Raw genomic sequence first — 16,138 nt, 5'->3', positions numbered from 1 at the left:
CCTGAACAGGCTCGATGCCATGGTCTGGACCATTACCGAGCAGATCGGTAGCCTCTCCGCATGCCTGACGGTGGTTCCTTCGCCCCCGCCGCCCCTACCCGTCCCATCCCTGGGGGCTCCGCCCCCAGACCCCCCTCAAAGATTGCGCCGTTCCCCGCGCCCCTGAATGCGTCTGCGGGTGGGTGGGGGCTGGTCGCGCAGTTCCCCGCGCCCCTAAAAGACAAAAGACCGGGGGCGGGCCGGGAGCGGGCCGGGGGCGACGGGGCGCAGCCCCGAGCCTTCAGGGGCGCGGGGAACTGCGCGACCAGCCCCCACCCACCCGCACCCGACACACAACCGAACGGGGTCTGGGGCGGAGCCCCAGAAGGATGGGACGGGTAGGGGCGGCGGGGGCGAGGAACCTCCAGCCGCACCGGACACGTACACGCCCCGCCCCACCCCACCCCACCAACCGACCGACCGACCGACCCAAAGGTGACGGACGATGGACATCCACGGCCACACAGCCCCCGGCTTCGACGCGGTCGCGGAGGTCTTCGGCCGTAATTTCAAGGAGCACGAGGAGGCCGGCGCCGCCTTCGCCGCGTACCGGGACGGGGAGCTGATCGTCGACCTGTGGGGCGGCACCGCCGACCCGGACAGCGGTCGTCCCTATACCACCGACACCCTGCAACTCGTCTTCTCCGGCGCCAAGGGCCTCACCGCCGCCTGCGTACTCCTCCTCGTCGAGCGCGGGCTCCTGGACCTCGACACACCCGCCGCCCACTACTGGCCCGAGTTCGCCACGGCGGGCAAGGCCGGGATCACCGTCGCCGAGATCATGTCGCACCAGGCACGGCTGCCGGGCATCCAAGCCCCCTTCAGCGAAGCGGAGTTCCTCGACCCCCGGCACATGGCCGGGCTGCTCGCCGCACAGGCACCGTCGGACGATCCGCGCGCCGGGTTCATGTATCACGCGCTGACCTACGGCTGGCTGGCGGGCGAGCTGATACACCGGGTCGACGGCAGAAGCGTGGGCGCCCTCTTCGCCGACGAGTTCGCGGGCCCGCTCGGCCTGGACGTCTGGCTCGGGCTGCCGGACGCCGAGCACCACCGGGCCGCCACCACACTCGCGGGCCCGGGCGTCCTCGCACCGCCGCCGGACGACGATCCACTGCGCGTCCTGACCCGCAACCCCCTCGCCGCCCCGGACGCGCCCGCCCTGTGGAACAGCGCCGCCTTCCGCCGTGCCGAAGTCCCGGCGGTGGGCGCACATGTGACGGCCCGTTCGATGGCAGGCTTCTACGCCTGCCTCGCGCGGGGCGGCGAGTTGGACGGCGTACGCGTCATGAAGGAGGCGACCGTCGAGCTGGGTCGGCGCGAACTGCGGTGCGGCACCGAGCCGTTGTGGGGCAGCCCGATGGCGTACGGCGCGGGGTTCGAGCTGCAGACCGAGCTGGGCCTTTTTGGCCCGGCGCCCGACGCGTTCGGGCACGCCGGGGCATGGGGATCACGGCACGGGGCGTGGCCCGGCAGCCGGGTCGGCTTCTCGTACGCCATGAACCGGACGCGCGCCGTGTGGCCGGACCGACGGCCGCTCGACCTGCTCGCGGCGCTGCACGACGCTCTGAACTGAACTCAACTGAACTGAACCGGGAGCCGCCGCGTCAGCTCCGTCACTGGTCCGGACCGAGCCGTGTGATCACTGTGCCGCCCGGCAGGCCCGGCAGGCTCAGCGTCACCCGGCCCTCCTCGACGACGGTGTCCACGCCGACGGGCGCAGGGCCGACGGGATCGAAGCCGTCGGCATCGAGCAGCACACAAGACACGTACGTCCTCGTGCCGCCGGCGTGACGAGCGGTGAGATACGGGACCGCGGACTCCTTCCCCATGGCGTCGGCTTCCGAGTCCCGGTGCAGTCCGCCGTGCTCGAAGCCCCAGAGCGAGGCGATCGCGGTCGTCGTGCCGTCGTCCGTGACCGCGGCCTGCCAGTGTCGTGTATCGCAGGTCTCGGGGGCGGTCGGGGACGCAAGGCTGTAGCCGCCGTCCCGGACGCCCCATCCCGCGGGAGCCGTCACGAAGTGGACCCGGATCTCGTAGCGCGACCAGGCCACCGTGTGCGTCTCGATGCGGCACTCGCTCACCGGTCTCGCGTCGCCGGAGCCGGAGTCCGTGCGGCGGAAGGGGGTGTGCCAGGAGGCGGCATGGCCGATGCCCTGCTCCTCGGTGGCGAGGAGTGGGTGGATGCGGCCTCGCCTCAGCGCCCGGGCGTTCACGTCCGGTTCGTCGGGGTCCAGCAGCACCAGCTGGCTGTCCACGGTGCGGGCCCAGGCCCCGTCCGACGTCTGGGGAGCCGTCCGCGAGGAGTACGCCAGCTTGGCGTAGTGCGGGTCGTCGTACTCGGGCTCCCCGCCGCCCTGGCGGTCGCTGCCGTGGTTGTGCAGGCGGACGATGCCGTCGGCGCGAGTGCCCTGGACCAGCCAGCCCTCCGCGGGAATGGCGGTCATCCGGTCGGCCAGCTCCACCGGCAGCGGCTCCTCGGACGCGGTCCACACCGGGTGCGACGTGGGCAGCAGGAGGCCGCAGAAGGCCTTGGCCGCCCAGTAGGGAGACGCCGGGCCCGAGTACTCCTGCGTCATCGGGAGGAATTCCCGGTGCCAGCCCAGCGTCAGCAGCCCCCGCCGGTCCGGAACGGAGTTCCGGTCGAAGTGCAGCAGCATCCCGCTCGCCGCGCGGCGGGCCAGCCCGGGCGGCAGGGGCGAGCAGTCGAACATCGCGCCCGTCCAGAACGGCACCGCGGCGGCGAACCGGTAGATGAGGGACCGCCCCTGGTGGACCGGTGAGCCGTCGCCCGACACCAGGTGTACGTAGTCGGCCAGGAAGGACCGCAGCCGCTCCCGGTAGGTGTTCCTGAGTTCGGCCGCCCGATCGGAACGGGCGCCTCCGGCGGCCATGTCCGTCCAGAGGAGCGGGTAGAGGTGGAAGGCCCAGGCGTTGTAGTAGTCGATGCGCCGGTCCGCGCCGTCGGTGTACCAGCCGTCGCCCAGGTACCACTTCTCGATGGCGTCCAGGCCCCGCAGGATCTCCGCCTCCTGGTGCGGGCCGCCGACCGCCGCCAGGAACTCCTCGACGACGGTCTGGAACAGCACCCAGTTGTTGGGCCAGGTCCACCGCCCGACGAACCCGGCCAGCCAGTCCACAACGCGCTCCCGGACAGCGGGGTCGAGCCGTGCCCACATCCAGGGCCGGGTGACGTGCAGCCCGAGGGCGATGGACGCGGCCTCGACCATGGGCTGCGAGGGGCGGTCGCCGTCGATCCTCGGCCAGGCCTCCGGGTGGGACCTGTCGGCCCCGGCCGCCAGCCCGGCCGCGTAACGGTCGATCAGCTGGTGGGCCCGGGGGCCCTCTCCCCCGTCCCCGGCGATACGGAAGGCCGCCAGCAGGAAGGTACGGGCGAACCCTTCGAGACCGTCCGAGACCGGCCCGGCGACGCTGCGCCTGCCGGGGATGTTCACCTGCGCGTACGACGCGGAGGCGTGGGCGTGGGCGCCTTCGAGGAGCCGGTCGCCGTACTCCTCCCAGTGCTCTCGCGTCAGGCCGGTGATGGGCGAGATCGACGAGATGGGCGGCACAGGTGAGGTGGGCGAGTTCGCGTACGGCATCGGGGCTCCCGCTCTCCGAAGTGTCAGGTCACCAGACGGGGATGGGCGCGTCCTGCTCCGCGCCGAGGTCCGGGGCGTCGAGGATGGCGACGGTGCTGCCGGGCCGGTGGAGTTCGAGAATCACCAGCTCGTTCGCGCCGGCGCGCCACAGGGGCCCGGGCGCGTACAGCGTGCGCTGCGGACCGCGCTCCCAGTACCGGCCGAGGGCGAATCCGTTGAGCCACACCATGCCCTTGGTCCAGCCGGGCAGCGCGATGAAACCGTCGGCGGCCGCGTCCAGTTGGACGGTGGCACGGTGGAAGGCGGGGCCGTCCCCGGCGGGCGCGGCCGTGAACTCCAGGCCCGACAGGTCGTCGAGAGGAAGCGGCCGGATCTCCCAGCCGAACTGGTACTGGTTGTCCAGCCGGACGCCGCCGGTGATGCCTTTGCGGTCGGCGAGCAGCGGGCCGTAGTTGATCCGCCCCTGGTTCTCGACGAGTACGTCGAGTTCGGCGCCGCCCGCCGGCACGGTGACCGGCAGGGACTCCTGGGGGCGGTCCCGCTCCAGCAGTCCGATCTCCCGTCCGTCCAGGAAGAGTTGTGCCCGGTCGGCCGTCCCGTCGATGCGCAGTGCGGTCTCGGGCAGCGGCCCGCGCAGCCGGGTCCGGTAGTGGATCAGGCCGAACGACTGACCCGCTTCCTCCATGGTCAGTGGTTCGGTGTGGTGCTGCGGCTTGGAGAGTACGTCCAGCGAGCCGGCGAGCGAGACCTGCCCTTCCACCGTGACCGTCCGAGGTGTCAGACGCGGCGGCAGCGCGGGCGGCTCGTGCGCGGCCGGACCGAAGTGCCGGGCGATCACCTCGCGGAAGAGGTGGAACTTCCGGGTGAGTTGGCCGGCTTCGCCGACGGGGGCGTCGTAGTCGTAGCTCGTGATGTCCGGCTGGTAGCGGGTTCCGTCGTGGTTGGCGCCGTTCCACCAGCCGAAGTTGGTGCCTCCGTGGCCCATGTAGATGTTCACCGAGGCACCGGCGGCGAGCAGTTCGCCGAGCGTGTCGGCCGCTTCCTCGGGGTCGCGGGTATGGTGCGGCTCGCCCCAGTGGTCGAACCAGCCGTGCCAGTACTCCACGCACACCAGTGGGCCTTCCGGCTGGTACGTGCGCATGGTCGCGAGAGACTTCTCGGGGCGGGAGCCGAACGTTCCGGTGCTCAGCACACCGGGTATGCGGCCGCCGAGCTGGAAGCCGTGGTCGGCGCCGTCGGTGGTGAAGAGCAGACAGTCGACGCCCCTGCGGACGAGTCCGTCCCGGAGGTGTTCGAGGTAGGCGGTGTCATTGCCGTAGCTGCCGTACTCGTTCTCGATCCCGACGGCCACGACAGGGCCGCCGCGGCTTCCGAGCAGGGGCGCCAGCACGGGAATCAGGGTGTCGAACCAGGCGTCCACCGCGGCCAGATAGCGGTCGTCGCTCCGGCGCAGCCGTATCGTGCGGTCCGCCAGGAGCCAGGCGGGCAGTCCGCCGAAGTCCCACTCGGCGCAGATGTACGGGCCCGGCCGGACGATGACGTCGAGTCCGAGGTCGCCCGCGGCTCTGATGAAGGCCGCCACGTCGTTCGGGCCGTCGAAGTCGAACTCCCCGGGCCTGGGCTCGTGAACGTTCCAGGCGACGTACGTCTCGATCGTGTTCACGCCCATGGCGCGCAGCCGCTCCAGGCGGTCGGTCCACAGATCCGGATGCACCCGGAAGTAGTGGATCGCGGCGGAGATGAACTGGTGGGGCCGGCCGTTGCGCAGAAAGCCGGTCTCGTTCGTGGTCAGGGTCAGCGGGCTGATCTCGGTCACTTGGCGGCGTATCCCTTCGCCTCGGTCAGGGTGGCGCCGTCGCCCGTCAGCCGGATGCGGAGTTCGCGTACGGTGCGGGGCTCGAAGGCGTGGACTCGCCGGACGCCGACGGTGTGACCGCTCAGCAGTGGCTCACCGTCGGCGAGTACCTCGTGGTGGCTGACGCGCTGGCAAGCGGTGAGGTCCTCGCGCAGTTCGAGGTGGTCGATGCGCACGGGTTCGGGGAAGCGCGCGAGCACGTCACCCCCGTCGACGACCGACAGCACGCAGGTCCGGGGCTCGGCCAGGCGCCGGGTGAGTTCGCCGGTGAAGTCGAGCAGGCGGTCGCGGTCGGCAAGGTCGATCAGGCCGCGGCGGTCCGGTGGCACGTTCAGGAGCAGGCCGGCGCCCAGGCCCACCGAGCGGTACCAGATGTCGAGCAGCTGGTCGCGGCTCTTGAGGGTGTCGAGGTCGTCGGGCTGCCAGAACCAGTTGGCGCGGATCGGGACGTCGCACTCGGGCGGCAGATAGCGGGCCGTGTCGAGCGCCTCGCGGCCGTCGTCGTAGACGCTGATGCCGGTGGACTCAGTGACGTACCGGCAGGGGTCATCGGCCAGACCGTCCTCGTTGCCGACCCAACGGATCGTCGGACGGCCCATGTTGAAGACCATGGCGTCGGGCTGGTGCCGGTCCACGACGGCCGTGATCGCGTCCCAGTCGTAGGTGCGGCCCTCCGAGCCCGCTCCGTCGAACCACAGCTCGTACAGCGGTCCGTAGCGCGTGCAGAGTTCGGTGAGCTGGCGGAGGTAGAAGTCGTCGTACGCGGCCGGGTCGTCGTAGCAGCCGGCATTGCGGTCCCAGGGCGAGAGGTAGAGCCCCAGGCCGAGGCCTGCCCCCCGGCAGGCCTCGGCGAGTTCGGCGACGACGTCGCCCCGGCCCTCGCGCCAGGGCGAGGACGCCACCGAGTAGGTGGTGGTCGCGGTGGGCCACAGGCAGAAGCCGTCGTGGTGCTTGGCGGTGAGGACGACGTACTTCGCTCCGGCCGCCCGGGCCGTCTGCGCCCACTGGGACGCGTCGAGGCCGGTGGGGTCGAAGGTCGCCGGGTCGAGGGTGCCGTCGCTCCATTCCTCCCCGTTGAAGGTGTTGACGCCGAAGTGCAGGAAGAGGCCGAACCCATCTTGCTGCCAGGCGAGTTGCTGAGGGGTGGGGGCGATCGTCACGAGGTGGTTCCTTGGGTCACGTGCCGTTCAGGCGGAGCGGGACAGAGCCGTGGGCTGGACGGCGTGAGCGAAGGCCAACCCCCGTGTGTAGCGGTCCAGTTCGTCGGCCGCGGCGTCGGCGAGCCGGGTCAGTTCGGTGCCGAGGGAGCCCGCGATGTGCGGGGTGAGCAGGACGTTGGGCAGGTCGTAGAGCGGGGAGTCGGCGGGCAGGACGTCCGGGTCGGTGACGTCGAGGATCGCGTGCAGACGGCCGGAGACCAGGTGCGCGGTGAGCGCCTCGGTGTCGACGAGGGAGCCCCGCGCGGTGTTGATGAGGGTCGCGCCGTCACGCATCAGAGCGATGTGCCGGGCGTCCAGCAGGTGCCGGGTCTCGGGGAGTTCGGGGGCGTGCACGGTCACCACGTCGCTGCGGAAGGCGAGTTGGTCGAGCGTCGTCTGCTCGACGCCGAGGGCGGCGGCGTCCTGCCGGTCCAGGTAGGGGTCGTACACCAGCACTTCGACGTCGTACGAGCGCAGCAGTTCGATGACGCGCCGGCCGATCCGGGAGGCGCCCACGACACCGACGGTCCTGCGGTAGTTGCCGATGGCGGGGTAGAGGCGCAGCGGGTCGAGCTGGGCGCGGGCCGCGGTGTAGGCCCGGGCGGCGTCGAGGATGCGCTTGTTGGCGAAGACGATCGCGGCGACGGTGTACTCGGCGACGGGACGGGCGTTGGCCTCGGCGGCGCTGGTGACGCTCAGGCCGCGCTCCCAGGCCGCCTCGGTCATCAGACCCTTGACCGTGCCCGCGGTGTGCACGACCGCACGCAGGGCGGGCATCAGGGCGAGGGCCTGCGCGGTGAGCGGCGGGCAGCCCCAGCCGGTGACCAGGACCTCGGCCTCACGCAGCGCCGCCGCGGCCTCGGGTGCGGTGAAGTCGGTGACCAGCAGATCCGGGTCGAGACGGGCGAGTGAGCGCAGGCGCAGCAGGGCCCTCTCGTCCAGCACGGCCGCCCGGGAGTCCGCGTCCATGGCGAGGACGGCGCGGGGGCGGTGGGTGCGCGCGGACGGAGACGGGGGGTGGTTCACTTGACGGCTCCTGCGGTGAGGCCCGAACGCCAGAAGCGCTGCAGTCCGACGAAGGCGAGGATCAGCGGGATGATCGCGACGAGGGCGCCTGTGATGGCGAGCCGGTACATCTCGGGGTTCTGCAGCACCATCTGGTTCCAGCTGTAGATACCGAGTCCGGCGGGGTACAGGTGTTCGTCGTTGAGCATGATCAGCGGGCCGAAGAAGTTGTTCCAGCTGCTGGTGAACGAGAACAGGAACAGGGTGATGAAGCCGGGCGTGAGCATCGGCAGGGCGATCGAGCGGAAGGTCTTGAGTTCGCTCGCGCCGTCGACCCGGGCGGCCTCCAGCACCTCGCCGGGCACATAGCCCTCGGAGAAGACCCGGGCCAGATACACGCCGAAAGGGTTCACCAGGGACGGGATGAGTACGGCCCAGTAAGTGTTGACGATGCCCACGTCGGAGGCGAGCAGGTACTGGGGCAGGGTGATGACGACGGCGGGGACGAGCGTGCCGACCAGCACGAGCCCGAAGAGCTTCTCCTTGCCGCGGAACTCGTACTTGTCGAAGCAGTATCCGGCGGCGACGCTGATCAGCGAGGAGAGCAGCGAGCCGATGACGGAGTAGATCAGGCTGTTGAGCATCCAGCGCAGGAAGATCCCGCCGTTGTACGTGAACACGGCGTGGAGGTTGTCGAGGAGGCTGAAGTCTCCGAACGCGAAGCCCGAAGTCCCGAAGAGGTCCCCGGAGTTCTTCGTCGCCGCGATGAGCAGCCAGGTGAGCGGCATGAGCGTGTAGAGGACGGCTACGAGGAGGACCCCGTTGACCGCCGCCTTGGAGACCGCTCCGCCACCGGTGACGCGGCGGCGCCGCCCGGAGAACTCCCGCTCCGGGCCGGCCTTTTGGGGGCTGGCGGCCAGCGCGTCGCCGGCCGAATCCGAGGTCGAAGTCGAAGGAAGTGTGCGCGTGCTCATGCTGCCTTACCTCGGTTCCCGAGCCTCGTGACGATGAAGGAGAGGACGCCCGCGACGAAGGCGAGAAGCAGGGACGCGGCGGCGGCGAGGCCGTAGTCGTGCTTTTCGAAGGCCGCCTTGAAGACGTACATCATCGGCGCCCAGTCGGAGCCCATCGAGGGGGCCCGGTCGGCCAGCAGCTTCGGCTCGTTGAAGATCTGGACGACGCCGACACAGGTGAACAGCAGCGTGAGAACCACCGCGGAGCGGATCATCGGCAGCTTGATCTGGAGGGCGGTACGCAGTCCGCCCGCGCCGTCGACGACCGCCGCCTCGATGATCTCGCGCGGTACGGCCTGCAGCGCGGCGTAGAAGATGATCACGTTGTAGCCGGTCCACTGCCAGGCGGCGATGTTGACCACCGACGGCAGGGTGTGTCCCTTGGCGAAGAAGCTCCAACTGCCGCCCGCGGCCTGGATCCAGTCGAGGACCGGGCTGAGTCCCGGCGTGTAGAGATAGATCCAGATGATCGCCGCGATCATGCCCGGAACGGCGTGCGGCAGGAACACCGCGAGCTGGACGAAGCGCTTGGCGCGGGCCGCCGCGGAGTCGACGAGCAGGGCGAGGGCGAGGGCCGTGCCGATCATCACCGGGATGTAGAGGGCGCAGTAGCCGGCCAGGTGCAGGAAGGACGAGAGGAAGCCCTCGTCGCTCAGGGCCTTGGTGAAGTTGTCCAGTCCGCTGAAGACCCGCTCGCTGCCGCCGAAGCCGAGGCCGGAGGAGCGTTCCTCGTGCAGGCTCATCCAGATCGCGTAGCCGATGGGCGCGACCAGGACGACGGCGAAGAGGGTGAAGAACGGGACGAGGAACACGGCGACCGCGCTGCGCTGCCCCGGTCTCGACCGGGGGTGGCGACGTGTCGGCCGCTGGAGGGAGAGTGCCACGGGGGCTCCTTGGGACATGGGGGGCTTCGGCTGCCGTGAGGGACGGGGCGTCGCCGGGCACTCGGCTGAGTGAGTGCCCGGCGACGGCGGGAGGGGCCGGGTCCCGTTTCCCCGGACCCGCCCGGCTCTACTTGGCGAGGTTGAGACCGCGGTCCTTGATCGCCTTCTCGGCGGCCGACTGGCCGGCCTTGAGACCGTCGGCGACGGTGCCCTTGGACGAGGCGTCCGTGATGGCGGTGTTGGTCGCGGTCTGGACCGGGCCCCACGTCCAGTCCGGGACGATGGTGTCGGCCGCCGCTCCGGCGATCTTGTAGACGTCGTCGCCGCCGAAGTAGCCCTGGTCGTCGAAGACTCCGGCCGCCACCTCACGGAGTTCCGCGTTGGCGGGCAGCGCGCTGCTCGGGGCCTCCAGCTTGCTCAGCCGGGCCTTCACGGCCGCCGGCGTGGTGGCCGCCCACGCGGCGAACTCGGCCGCCGCCTCGACGTGCTTGGTGCCCTTCGGCACGGCGTAGGAGGTGCCGCCGTACATGCCGGTGGCGGTGGTGCCCCAGTTCGGCAGCGGGGCGATGCCCCACTTGCCGGACTGCTTGGGGAAGGCCGTCATCTGGCCGCCCGCGCTCCACGAGGCGCCTATGTAACTGGCGACCGTGCCGTCGTTCCTGGCCTTGGTGAACTCCGGGCTGGTGAAGCCGGCCGTCGCGACGAGGTCGTCGTCGACCAGGCCCTGCCAGTAGTCCGCGACCTTCTTCGACGCGGCGTCGTTGATCCCGACCTTCCAGGCGTCGCCCTCGGTGCCGTACCACTTGGCGCCGGCCTGCCAGGCGAGCGCGGGGAGCAGCGCCGGGTCGTCGTTGGCCCAGTCGCCGATGCGGACGTCCTTGTCGGCCTTCTTGATCTTCTTGGCGGCCGCCTTGTACTCGTCCCAGGTGGTGGGGACGGCGACGCCGGCCTTCTTGAAGATGTCCTTGCGGTAGTAGAGGAGGTTCGGGGTGGCGTCGTAGGGCACGGCCCAGGTCTTGCCGCCGAGGGTCACCCGGTCCTGGATGGACTGGGAGAACTTGGCCTTGACGGTGTCACCGACCTCGCTGCTGATGTCCTCCAGCATTCCCTGGCTGGCGAACTCGGGAAGCTGCGGGTACTCGATGCCGACGACGTCGGGGGCGTTGCCCGCCTTGATCGCGTTGGTGATCTTCGCGTAGCCGTCGGGGCCGCCGGTGATCGCCGAGAACTTGACCTTGATGTCCTTGTGGGTCTTGTTGAACTCGTCGGCCACCTGCTGGGCGCCGAGGCTCCATCCCCAGTAAGTGAGGGTGACCGGCTTGGCGGCGGTGCCGGCCTTGTCGGAGCCGTCGTCGCCGCCGCAGGCGGTGGCGAACATCGCCAGCGAGAGCGAGACGGCGGCCGCGGCAAGGGCGGAACGGGACGTACGAGAGGTGAGCTTCACTGCTCGGCTCCTCGGGGGGCGGGCCGCGGTGCTGCATGTCGCGGCGGGTGAGGCACATCTTTGGGCCCAGCCCCACAAGGAGTCAATAGAAAAACAAGATTTTCGAAAGGAAACGAAAGTAGAGCAGCGATTTACTTACGCTTCACTGGAAGCGCGCACGCGCAGCTCCGGCAGGATCGCGATACGGCGCCGCGGACGCCCCGGTTCCGCCAGCCTCAGCAGCAGCAACTCGACCGCCGTGGCGCCGACTTCATGCTTCGACGGGGCCACCGCACTGAGCGGGAGATCGGCGAGTTCGGCCACCTCGTCGTCGTACGAGACCAGCGCGACGTCGCCGGGAACCGACAGGGACGCGGCGCGCAGGCGCTGGAGCAGGAGCATCGCGTCGTTGTCGGTGTGGACCAGGGCGGCGTCGATCGCCCTGTCCCGCACGCCCCGCACGAACTCCTCCAACGCCTGTTCGTAGGCGGGCTCCCCCACGTCGTAGTTGCTGAGGTCGATGAACGCGGTGTCCTCCGGGGCGTCGAGGCCCGCGGCACGCATCCCTGCGAGGTATCCCTCCTGGATCCAGGGCGCCGTCGGAGTCCCCGTGCGCAGCAGCAGGGCGACGCGCCGCCGTCCGCCGTCCAGCAGATGCCGTACGGCGAGACGGGCGCCGTAGGCATGGTCGGTGCCCACGTGCTCGGCGGCGGCGTCACCCTGTTCCGGCCGGCGCTCGACCAGCACGACCGGCACGTCGAGATCCTCGTACCACTGCCGGCCCACCGCGCCCCGCGTCTCGGACGGGGCGAGCAGCAGGCCCGCCACACCCTCCGCGATCAGCTGCTCGGCCTGCACCTTCTCCGTCTCGGGGTCGTAGGCGGAGACACCGAGCAGCAGCCGGATTCCGCGCGCCTCGGCCGCCTCGCGGGCGCCCTTGATCACCTCGGGGTAGTAGTAGGCGGAGGACGGAACGATCAGCCCCAGGGCCTGCGTTCGCCGCTCCACGGCCTCGGCCGCGGGCGTCGCACCCTCCGTCCAGTCCTTCGGAAGCATCGCGCCGCCGTGCACCCGCACCAGCAGCCCCTGCTCGGCCAGCACTTCGACGTCCTTGCGCACCGTGACCGGGGAGACCCCCAGCTCGGCGGCGAAGTCCGTCACACGCATCGATCCCTGCTCGCGCACCCGGCGCAGGATCACCTGGTGCCTCTCTTCCGCGTGCACGGCGGTTCCCCTCTGCTCGCATGCCCTGATCAGGGCCAGACTATCGCTTCCACACCCACTCTGACGTTTACTTTCGAACGAAGGTAAAGCAAGAATTCCGTGCGTAAACCATTGCTGGTGCGTGGATGAGCGTGTTAGAACCCCTGGACCGCCCACGCCGCCCGGCTGCCGAGCACGCCGTCGGATTCTTCCGCCTGCTCACCACCCCTCCCGCAGAGGACATCAGTCATGCCTTCTTCCTGGTCCCGCCGACGATTCCTCCAGGGATCCACGGCGACCGCTCTCGCCCTCGGCACTGTGAGCACCGCCTCCTTCCCCTCCTCCGCCACCGCCTCCGCTTCCGCCTCCGCCTCCGACGACGACGAGTTCGCCGCCCTTCGCGCCAAGTGGCGCGACCTGATCCTCGGCACGGACTTCGACCCCGCCTCCGAGCCGTTCCGCACCCAGCTCGCCACCCTCGGCAGCACGGCCGCAGGTCATCTGGCCGCGATGGCCCCGGCGACGGGCTCACTCTGGCCGGACCTGGTCTGGGCGGACCCGGAGCCCGACACCGACGCGGAGTCGTACGCGTACTCCTCGAAGATCTCCGGCAGTTACAGCAGGCTCAGCACACTCGCCCAGGCATACGCGCAGCCCGGCACCGGCCTCACCGGCGACCCGGCGCTCCTGAGCGGCATCGTCACCGGCCTGGACCACGTCAACTCCCAGGTCTACAACGAGAACACCACGCGCTACGGCAACTGGTGGGACTGGCAGATCGGTGCCCCGCAGAATCTGATGGACGTCTGTGTGCTCGTGTACGACGCGCTGACGGAGACTCAGATCACAAGCCTCTGCGCGGCGGTCGACGCCTTCGTGCCCGACTCTGCGGTCGGCGCGTACACCGGCACCAGCACCGGCGCCAACCGGGTCGACCTGTGCCGCGCGATGATGGTGCGCGGGGTGGTCGGCCGCAGCCCGGCGAAGATCACGCTCGCCCGGGACGCCCTCTCCCCCGTCTTCCCCTACGTCACGACGGGCGACGGCTTCTACGCCGACGGCTCGTACATCCAGCACACCTCGATCCCCTACATCGCCGGGTACGGAACGGTCCTCAACGACGGCCTCGGACGGCTCTTCGCGCTGCTGCGCGGCTCCGGCTGGGAGGTCACCGACCCGAACAGCGCGCTGTTCCTCGACACCATCGAGAAAGCCGTGGCGCCGTTCCTCTACAACGGTCTGATCATGGACAACGTCGCGGGCCGCGGCATCAGCCGCAGCGCCGCCGACGACCACACCCGCGCCCACGGACTGCTCGGCTCGATCCTGCTGCTCGGCCAGGGCGCGAGCCCCGAACAGGAGGCCCGCTGGCGGGCGTTGGTGAAGGGCTGGCTGGAGCGCGACCGCCACGAACCCGCCACGAGCAACCTCAATCTCAGCATCGTGCGCCTCGCGCCGCTGCGCGCCCTGCTCGCGGACACCTCGGTCGAGGCCGCTCCCGAACCGGTCGAGCACCGGATCTTCGCGAGCATGGACCGGGTCACGCACCGCCGCCGCGGCTGGGCCGCCTCGCTCAGCATGGCCTCGAAGCGGATCGCCCACTACGAGTACGGCAACGGCGAGAACGCGCGCGGCTTCCACACGGGCGCCGGCTGGCTGTCCTGGTGGGGCGACGACTTCGGCGAGACGCAGTACTCGGACGCCTTCTGGCCCACCGTCGACCCGTACCGCCTGCCCGGCATCACCGCTTCCAGGAAGCCCCTGGCCGACGGCGAGGGCGGCAACTGGGGCAACCCGAAGCCCGACGCGGCCTGGGTCGGCGGCACCACCGACGGCGAGTACGCGGCGGTCGGCCAGTACCTCAAGGGCCTGTCGAGCACGATGAGCGCACGGAAGTCCTGGTTCTTCCTGGACGACTCGGTCGTCTGTCTCGGCGCGGGCATCTCCGCCGCCGACGGGTACGCGATCGAGACCACCGTCGACAACCGCGCGCTGGGCACGTCGGGCTCACCCGCTCTCACCGTCGACGGCGAGACGCAGCCCAACACCCAGGGCTGGACAGGGAAGTTCGGGAACGCCTCCTGGGCCCACATCGAGGGGCACGCCGGCTATGTCTTCCCCGGCGGGGCCGCGTTCAACGCCGTACGTGAGGAACGGACCGGCGCCTGGCGGGACATCAACACCGGTGGCTCCACCACCCCGATCACCCGCCGCTATCTGACCCTCTGGACCGACCACGGCTTCCTCCCCGCCAACGCCGGCTACGCGTACGTCCTCATGCCCGGCGCGAGCGCCAGGGCCACGGCGCATCGCGCGCAGGACGCGGGCCGGCTGAGGATCCTTGCCAACACCGCCCGCCGGCAGGGCGTCCGCAGCCCCCAACTGGGCCTCACCGCCGTCAACTTCTGGGAGCCCGGCAGCCTCGGCCTCCTCACGGCCAGTGCCCCGGCCGCCGTCCTCGTGCGGGAACACCGGGACGGCACGGCCACCGTCTGTGTCGCCGACCCGGCCCGCGAAGCCACCGCCCTCGAAGTCGTGTGGCACCGCCCGGTCCGCGAGGTGCTCTCCCAGTCCCCGGCGGTCACCGCAGCCCGCCCCGGGCACGGTCTCAAGCTCACCTTCGGCGATCTGACCGGAGCCGCCGGCGCGACGCACACCGTCAGGGTGCGGCTCGCCTGAGGACCTCGGCCGGTCCGCCCCTAGGCCCACGTCACACCCGTACGACCTTTCAGGAGCAACGATGCACTGGAACAGCCCGCCCTCTCTCCGCCACCTCCTGCGCCGGGCCCTCGGCCGGAGCGTGCTGCTCGCGGCCGCCACCGCGCTGACCGTGACGCCCGCCCTCGCCTCACCCGCCTCCGCCGCCGCGACCTTCCCCGTCTTCACCAACGAGCGCAACGCCACCACGCCCGGCCTGGAGCAGTACGGCGCGGTGAAGGCCACGGTGGCGTACGACTGGTTCGCCTTCACCTGTGACACCAGCGCGTGCTACTCGAACGGCGGGGCGCTGCCCACCGAGAGCGCGTACAAGACCAAGATGCTCGACTACATCAGCCAGTTCGGCGCGGGCGACACCGCCCCGGTGGTCCTGGACTTCGAGAACATCGTCGTCACCAAGCTCTCCGGGACGGCCGCGACCAACGCGTTCGACCTCTGGAAGGAGCTGATCACCTGGACGCACGAGGTCGCGCCGTCGGCGCCGGTCGGGATGTACGGCTACGACTACAACGCCACCAACAACACTCTGACGAAGGCACTCCACGCCGACGGCCTGCTCGACTTCTTCGCGCCGCGTGCGTACTGGGACAGCGGCGAGACCCAGTCGAGCTGGAAGACCCAGTTCGACGCGTCCGTCGCCAACGACCGCTCGCTCGTCCCCGACCAGCCGATCTACCCGTACGTCAGCCCCAACATCATCGGCGGCGGCTATGTCTCGGGCACCACGTGGAACTACATCCTGACCCAGGCCAAGGCGAGCGCCGACGGTGTCGTCGTCTGGGAGCCGGGCGCCGCCGACTCCACCGCCTGCAACTGGGTGTCGCAGAACTCGTACGAGATGGGTGTCATCACGGGGACCAGCAGCAGCGGACCGCTGACGGCGACCGCGTCCGCGCCCAGCGGCAACTGCACGGTCCCGCGCGGTGCGACCACCAGCGTTCCGGTGACCATCAAGAACACGTCCAGTGCCACCACCGCGGCCACGACCATGCAGAGCTTCACCGGTGCGCCGCAGGGCATCTCCGGCACCTGGCAGTACTGGAACGTGCCCGCGCTGGCGCCCGGCGCGACCTGGAACACGACCCTCTACCTGACCATCCCGTCGACCGAGACATGGAGCACCGCGCTGTTCCATCTGCGCACGGGTCTGAGCGACACCCGGTGGGCCACGGTCGTTCTCTGACATCGCCGGCTTCT

The 16,138-nt window shown here is 70.5% G+C and carries 11 protein-coding genes; 3 read left to right on the top strand and 8 right to left on the bottom strand.

The genetic code is table 11. The features are described from left to right. Positions 1 to 484 precede the first annotated feature (484 nt). Complete coding sequence (locus tag OG975_RS43520) at positions 485 to 1,615, top strand: serine hydrolase domain-containing protein (protein WP_406335200.1); 1,131 nt, start codon at positions 485 to 487, stop codon at positions 1,613 to 1,615. A gap of 40 nt (positions 1,616 to 1,655) precedes the next feature. Here the strand turns inward: OG975_RS43520 and OG975_RS43515 are convergent, their stop codons facing one another. The 8 genes from OG975_RS43515 to OG975_RS43480 form a co-directional block, all read right to left on the bottom strand. Next, the gene (locus tag OG975_RS43515) at positions 1,656 to 3,641 is read right to left on the bottom strand and encodes a DUF2264 domain-containing protein (RefSeq protein WP_406335199.1); all 1,986 of its coding nucleotides are present in this window, start codon (positions 3,639 to 3,641) and stop codon (positions 1,656 to 1,658) included. Positions 3,642 to 3,669: 28 nt separating this feature from the next. Next, a complete protein-coding gene (locus tag OG975_RS43510; RefSeq protein ID WP_406336719.1) occupies positions 3,670 to 5,448 on the bottom strand; it encodes a glycoside hydrolase family 35 protein in 1,779 nt (592 codons plus the stop codon). Positions 5,449 to 5,453: 5 nt separating this feature from the next. Further along, positions 5,454 to 6,656, bottom strand: coding sequence for an alpha-L-fucosidase (locus OG975_RS43505; protein ID WP_406335198.1), 1,203 nt, complete (start codon positions 6,654 to 6,656; stop codon positions 5,454 to 5,456). Between the two features lie 27 nt (positions 6,657 to 6,683). After that, positions 6,684 to 7,664, bottom strand: a complete 981-nt coding sequence (locus OG975_RS43500) for a hydroxyacid dehydrogenase (protein ID WP_406336718.1) — start codon at positions 7,662 to 7,664, stop codon at positions 6,684 to 6,686. Between the two features lie 53 nt (positions 7,665 to 7,717). Beyond that, the gene (locus tag OG975_RS43495) at positions 7,718 to 8,674 is read right to left on the bottom strand and encodes a carbohydrate ABC transporter permease (RefSeq protein WP_406335197.1); all 957 of its coding nucleotides are present in this window, start codon (positions 8,672 to 8,674) and stop codon (positions 7,718 to 7,720) included. After that, positions 8,671 to 9,615 (bottom strand): carbohydrate ABC transporter permease, encoded by a 945-nt coding sequence (locus OG975_RS43490; protein WP_406335196.1) that lies wholly within the window; start codon positions 9,613 to 9,615, stop codon positions 8,671 to 8,673. The genes OG975_RS43495 and OG975_RS43490 overlap by 4 nt, the downstream gene beginning before the upstream one ends. A gap of 109 nt (positions 9,616 to 9,724) precedes the next feature. Further along, complete coding sequence (locus OG975_RS43485; protein ID WP_406335194.1) at positions 9,725 to 11,041, bottom strand: ABC transporter substrate-binding protein; 1,317 nt, start codon at positions 11,039 to 11,041, stop codon at positions 9,725 to 9,727. Between the two features lie 135 nt (positions 11,042 to 11,176). Then, entirely contained in the window at positions 11,177 to 12,244 is a 1,068-nt protein-coding gene (locus tag OG975_RS43480) for a substrate-binding domain-containing protein (protein WP_406335193.1), read from the bottom strand. A gap of 228 nt (positions 12,245 to 12,472) precedes the next feature. Between OG975_RS43480 and OG975_RS43475 the strand changes: the two genes are divergently transcribed. Next, positions 12,473 to 14,902: a polysaccharide lyase 8 family protein gene (locus OG975_RS43475; RefSeq protein WP_406335191.1), complete on the top strand. Its 2,430-nt coding sequence runs from the start codon at positions 12,473 to 12,475 to the stop codon at positions 14,900 to 14,902. 61 nt (positions 14,903 to 14,963) lie between these two features. Beyond that, entirely contained in the window at positions 14,964 to 16,124 is a 1,161-nt protein-coding gene (locus OG975_RS43470) for a hypothetical protein (RefSeq protein ID WP_406335189.1), read from the top strand. The last annotated feature ends 14 nt before the right edge of the window (positions 16,125 to 16,138 follow it).

It is taken from the genome of Streptomyces sp. NBC_00203 (assembly GCF_045206325.1).
Classification (GTDB): Bacteria; Actinomycetota; Actinomycetes; order Streptomycetales; family Streptomycetaceae; genus Streptomyces; species Streptomyces lutosisoli.
This window is presented reverse-complemented; position numbering and strand designations above follow the sequence as displayed.

Excerpts from the sequence above, each read along its gene's own strand:
- OG975_RS43520 (WP_406335200.1), top strand. The coding sequence starts at position 485 with ATGGACATCCACGGCCACACAGCCCCCGGCTTCGACGCGGTCGCGGAG.
- OG975_RS43515 (WP_406335199.1), bottom strand. The coding sequence starts at position 3,641 with ATGCCGTACGCGAACTCGCCCACCTCACCTGTGCCGCCCATCTCGTCG.
- OG975_RS43500 (WP_406336718.1), bottom strand. The coding sequence starts at position 7,664 with ATGGACGCGGACTCCCGGGCGGCCGTGCTGGACGAGAGGGCCCTGCTG.
- OG975_RS43495 (WP_406335197.1), bottom strand. The coding sequence starts at position 8,674 with ATGAGCACGCGCACACTTCCTTCGACTTCGACCTCGGATTCGGCCGGC.
- OG975_RS43490 (WP_406335196.1), bottom strand. The coding sequence starts at position 9,615 with ATGTCCCAAGGAGCCCCCGTGGCACTCTCCCTCCAGCGGCCGACACGT.
- OG975_RS43475 (WP_406335191.1), top strand. The coding sequence starts at position 12,473 with ATGCCTTCTTCCTGGTCCCGCCGACGATTCCTCCAGGGATCCACGGCG.
- OG975_RS43470 (WP_406335189.1), top strand. The coding sequence starts at position 14,964 with ATGCACTGGAACAGCCCGCCCTCTCTCCGCCACCTCCTGCGCCGGGCC.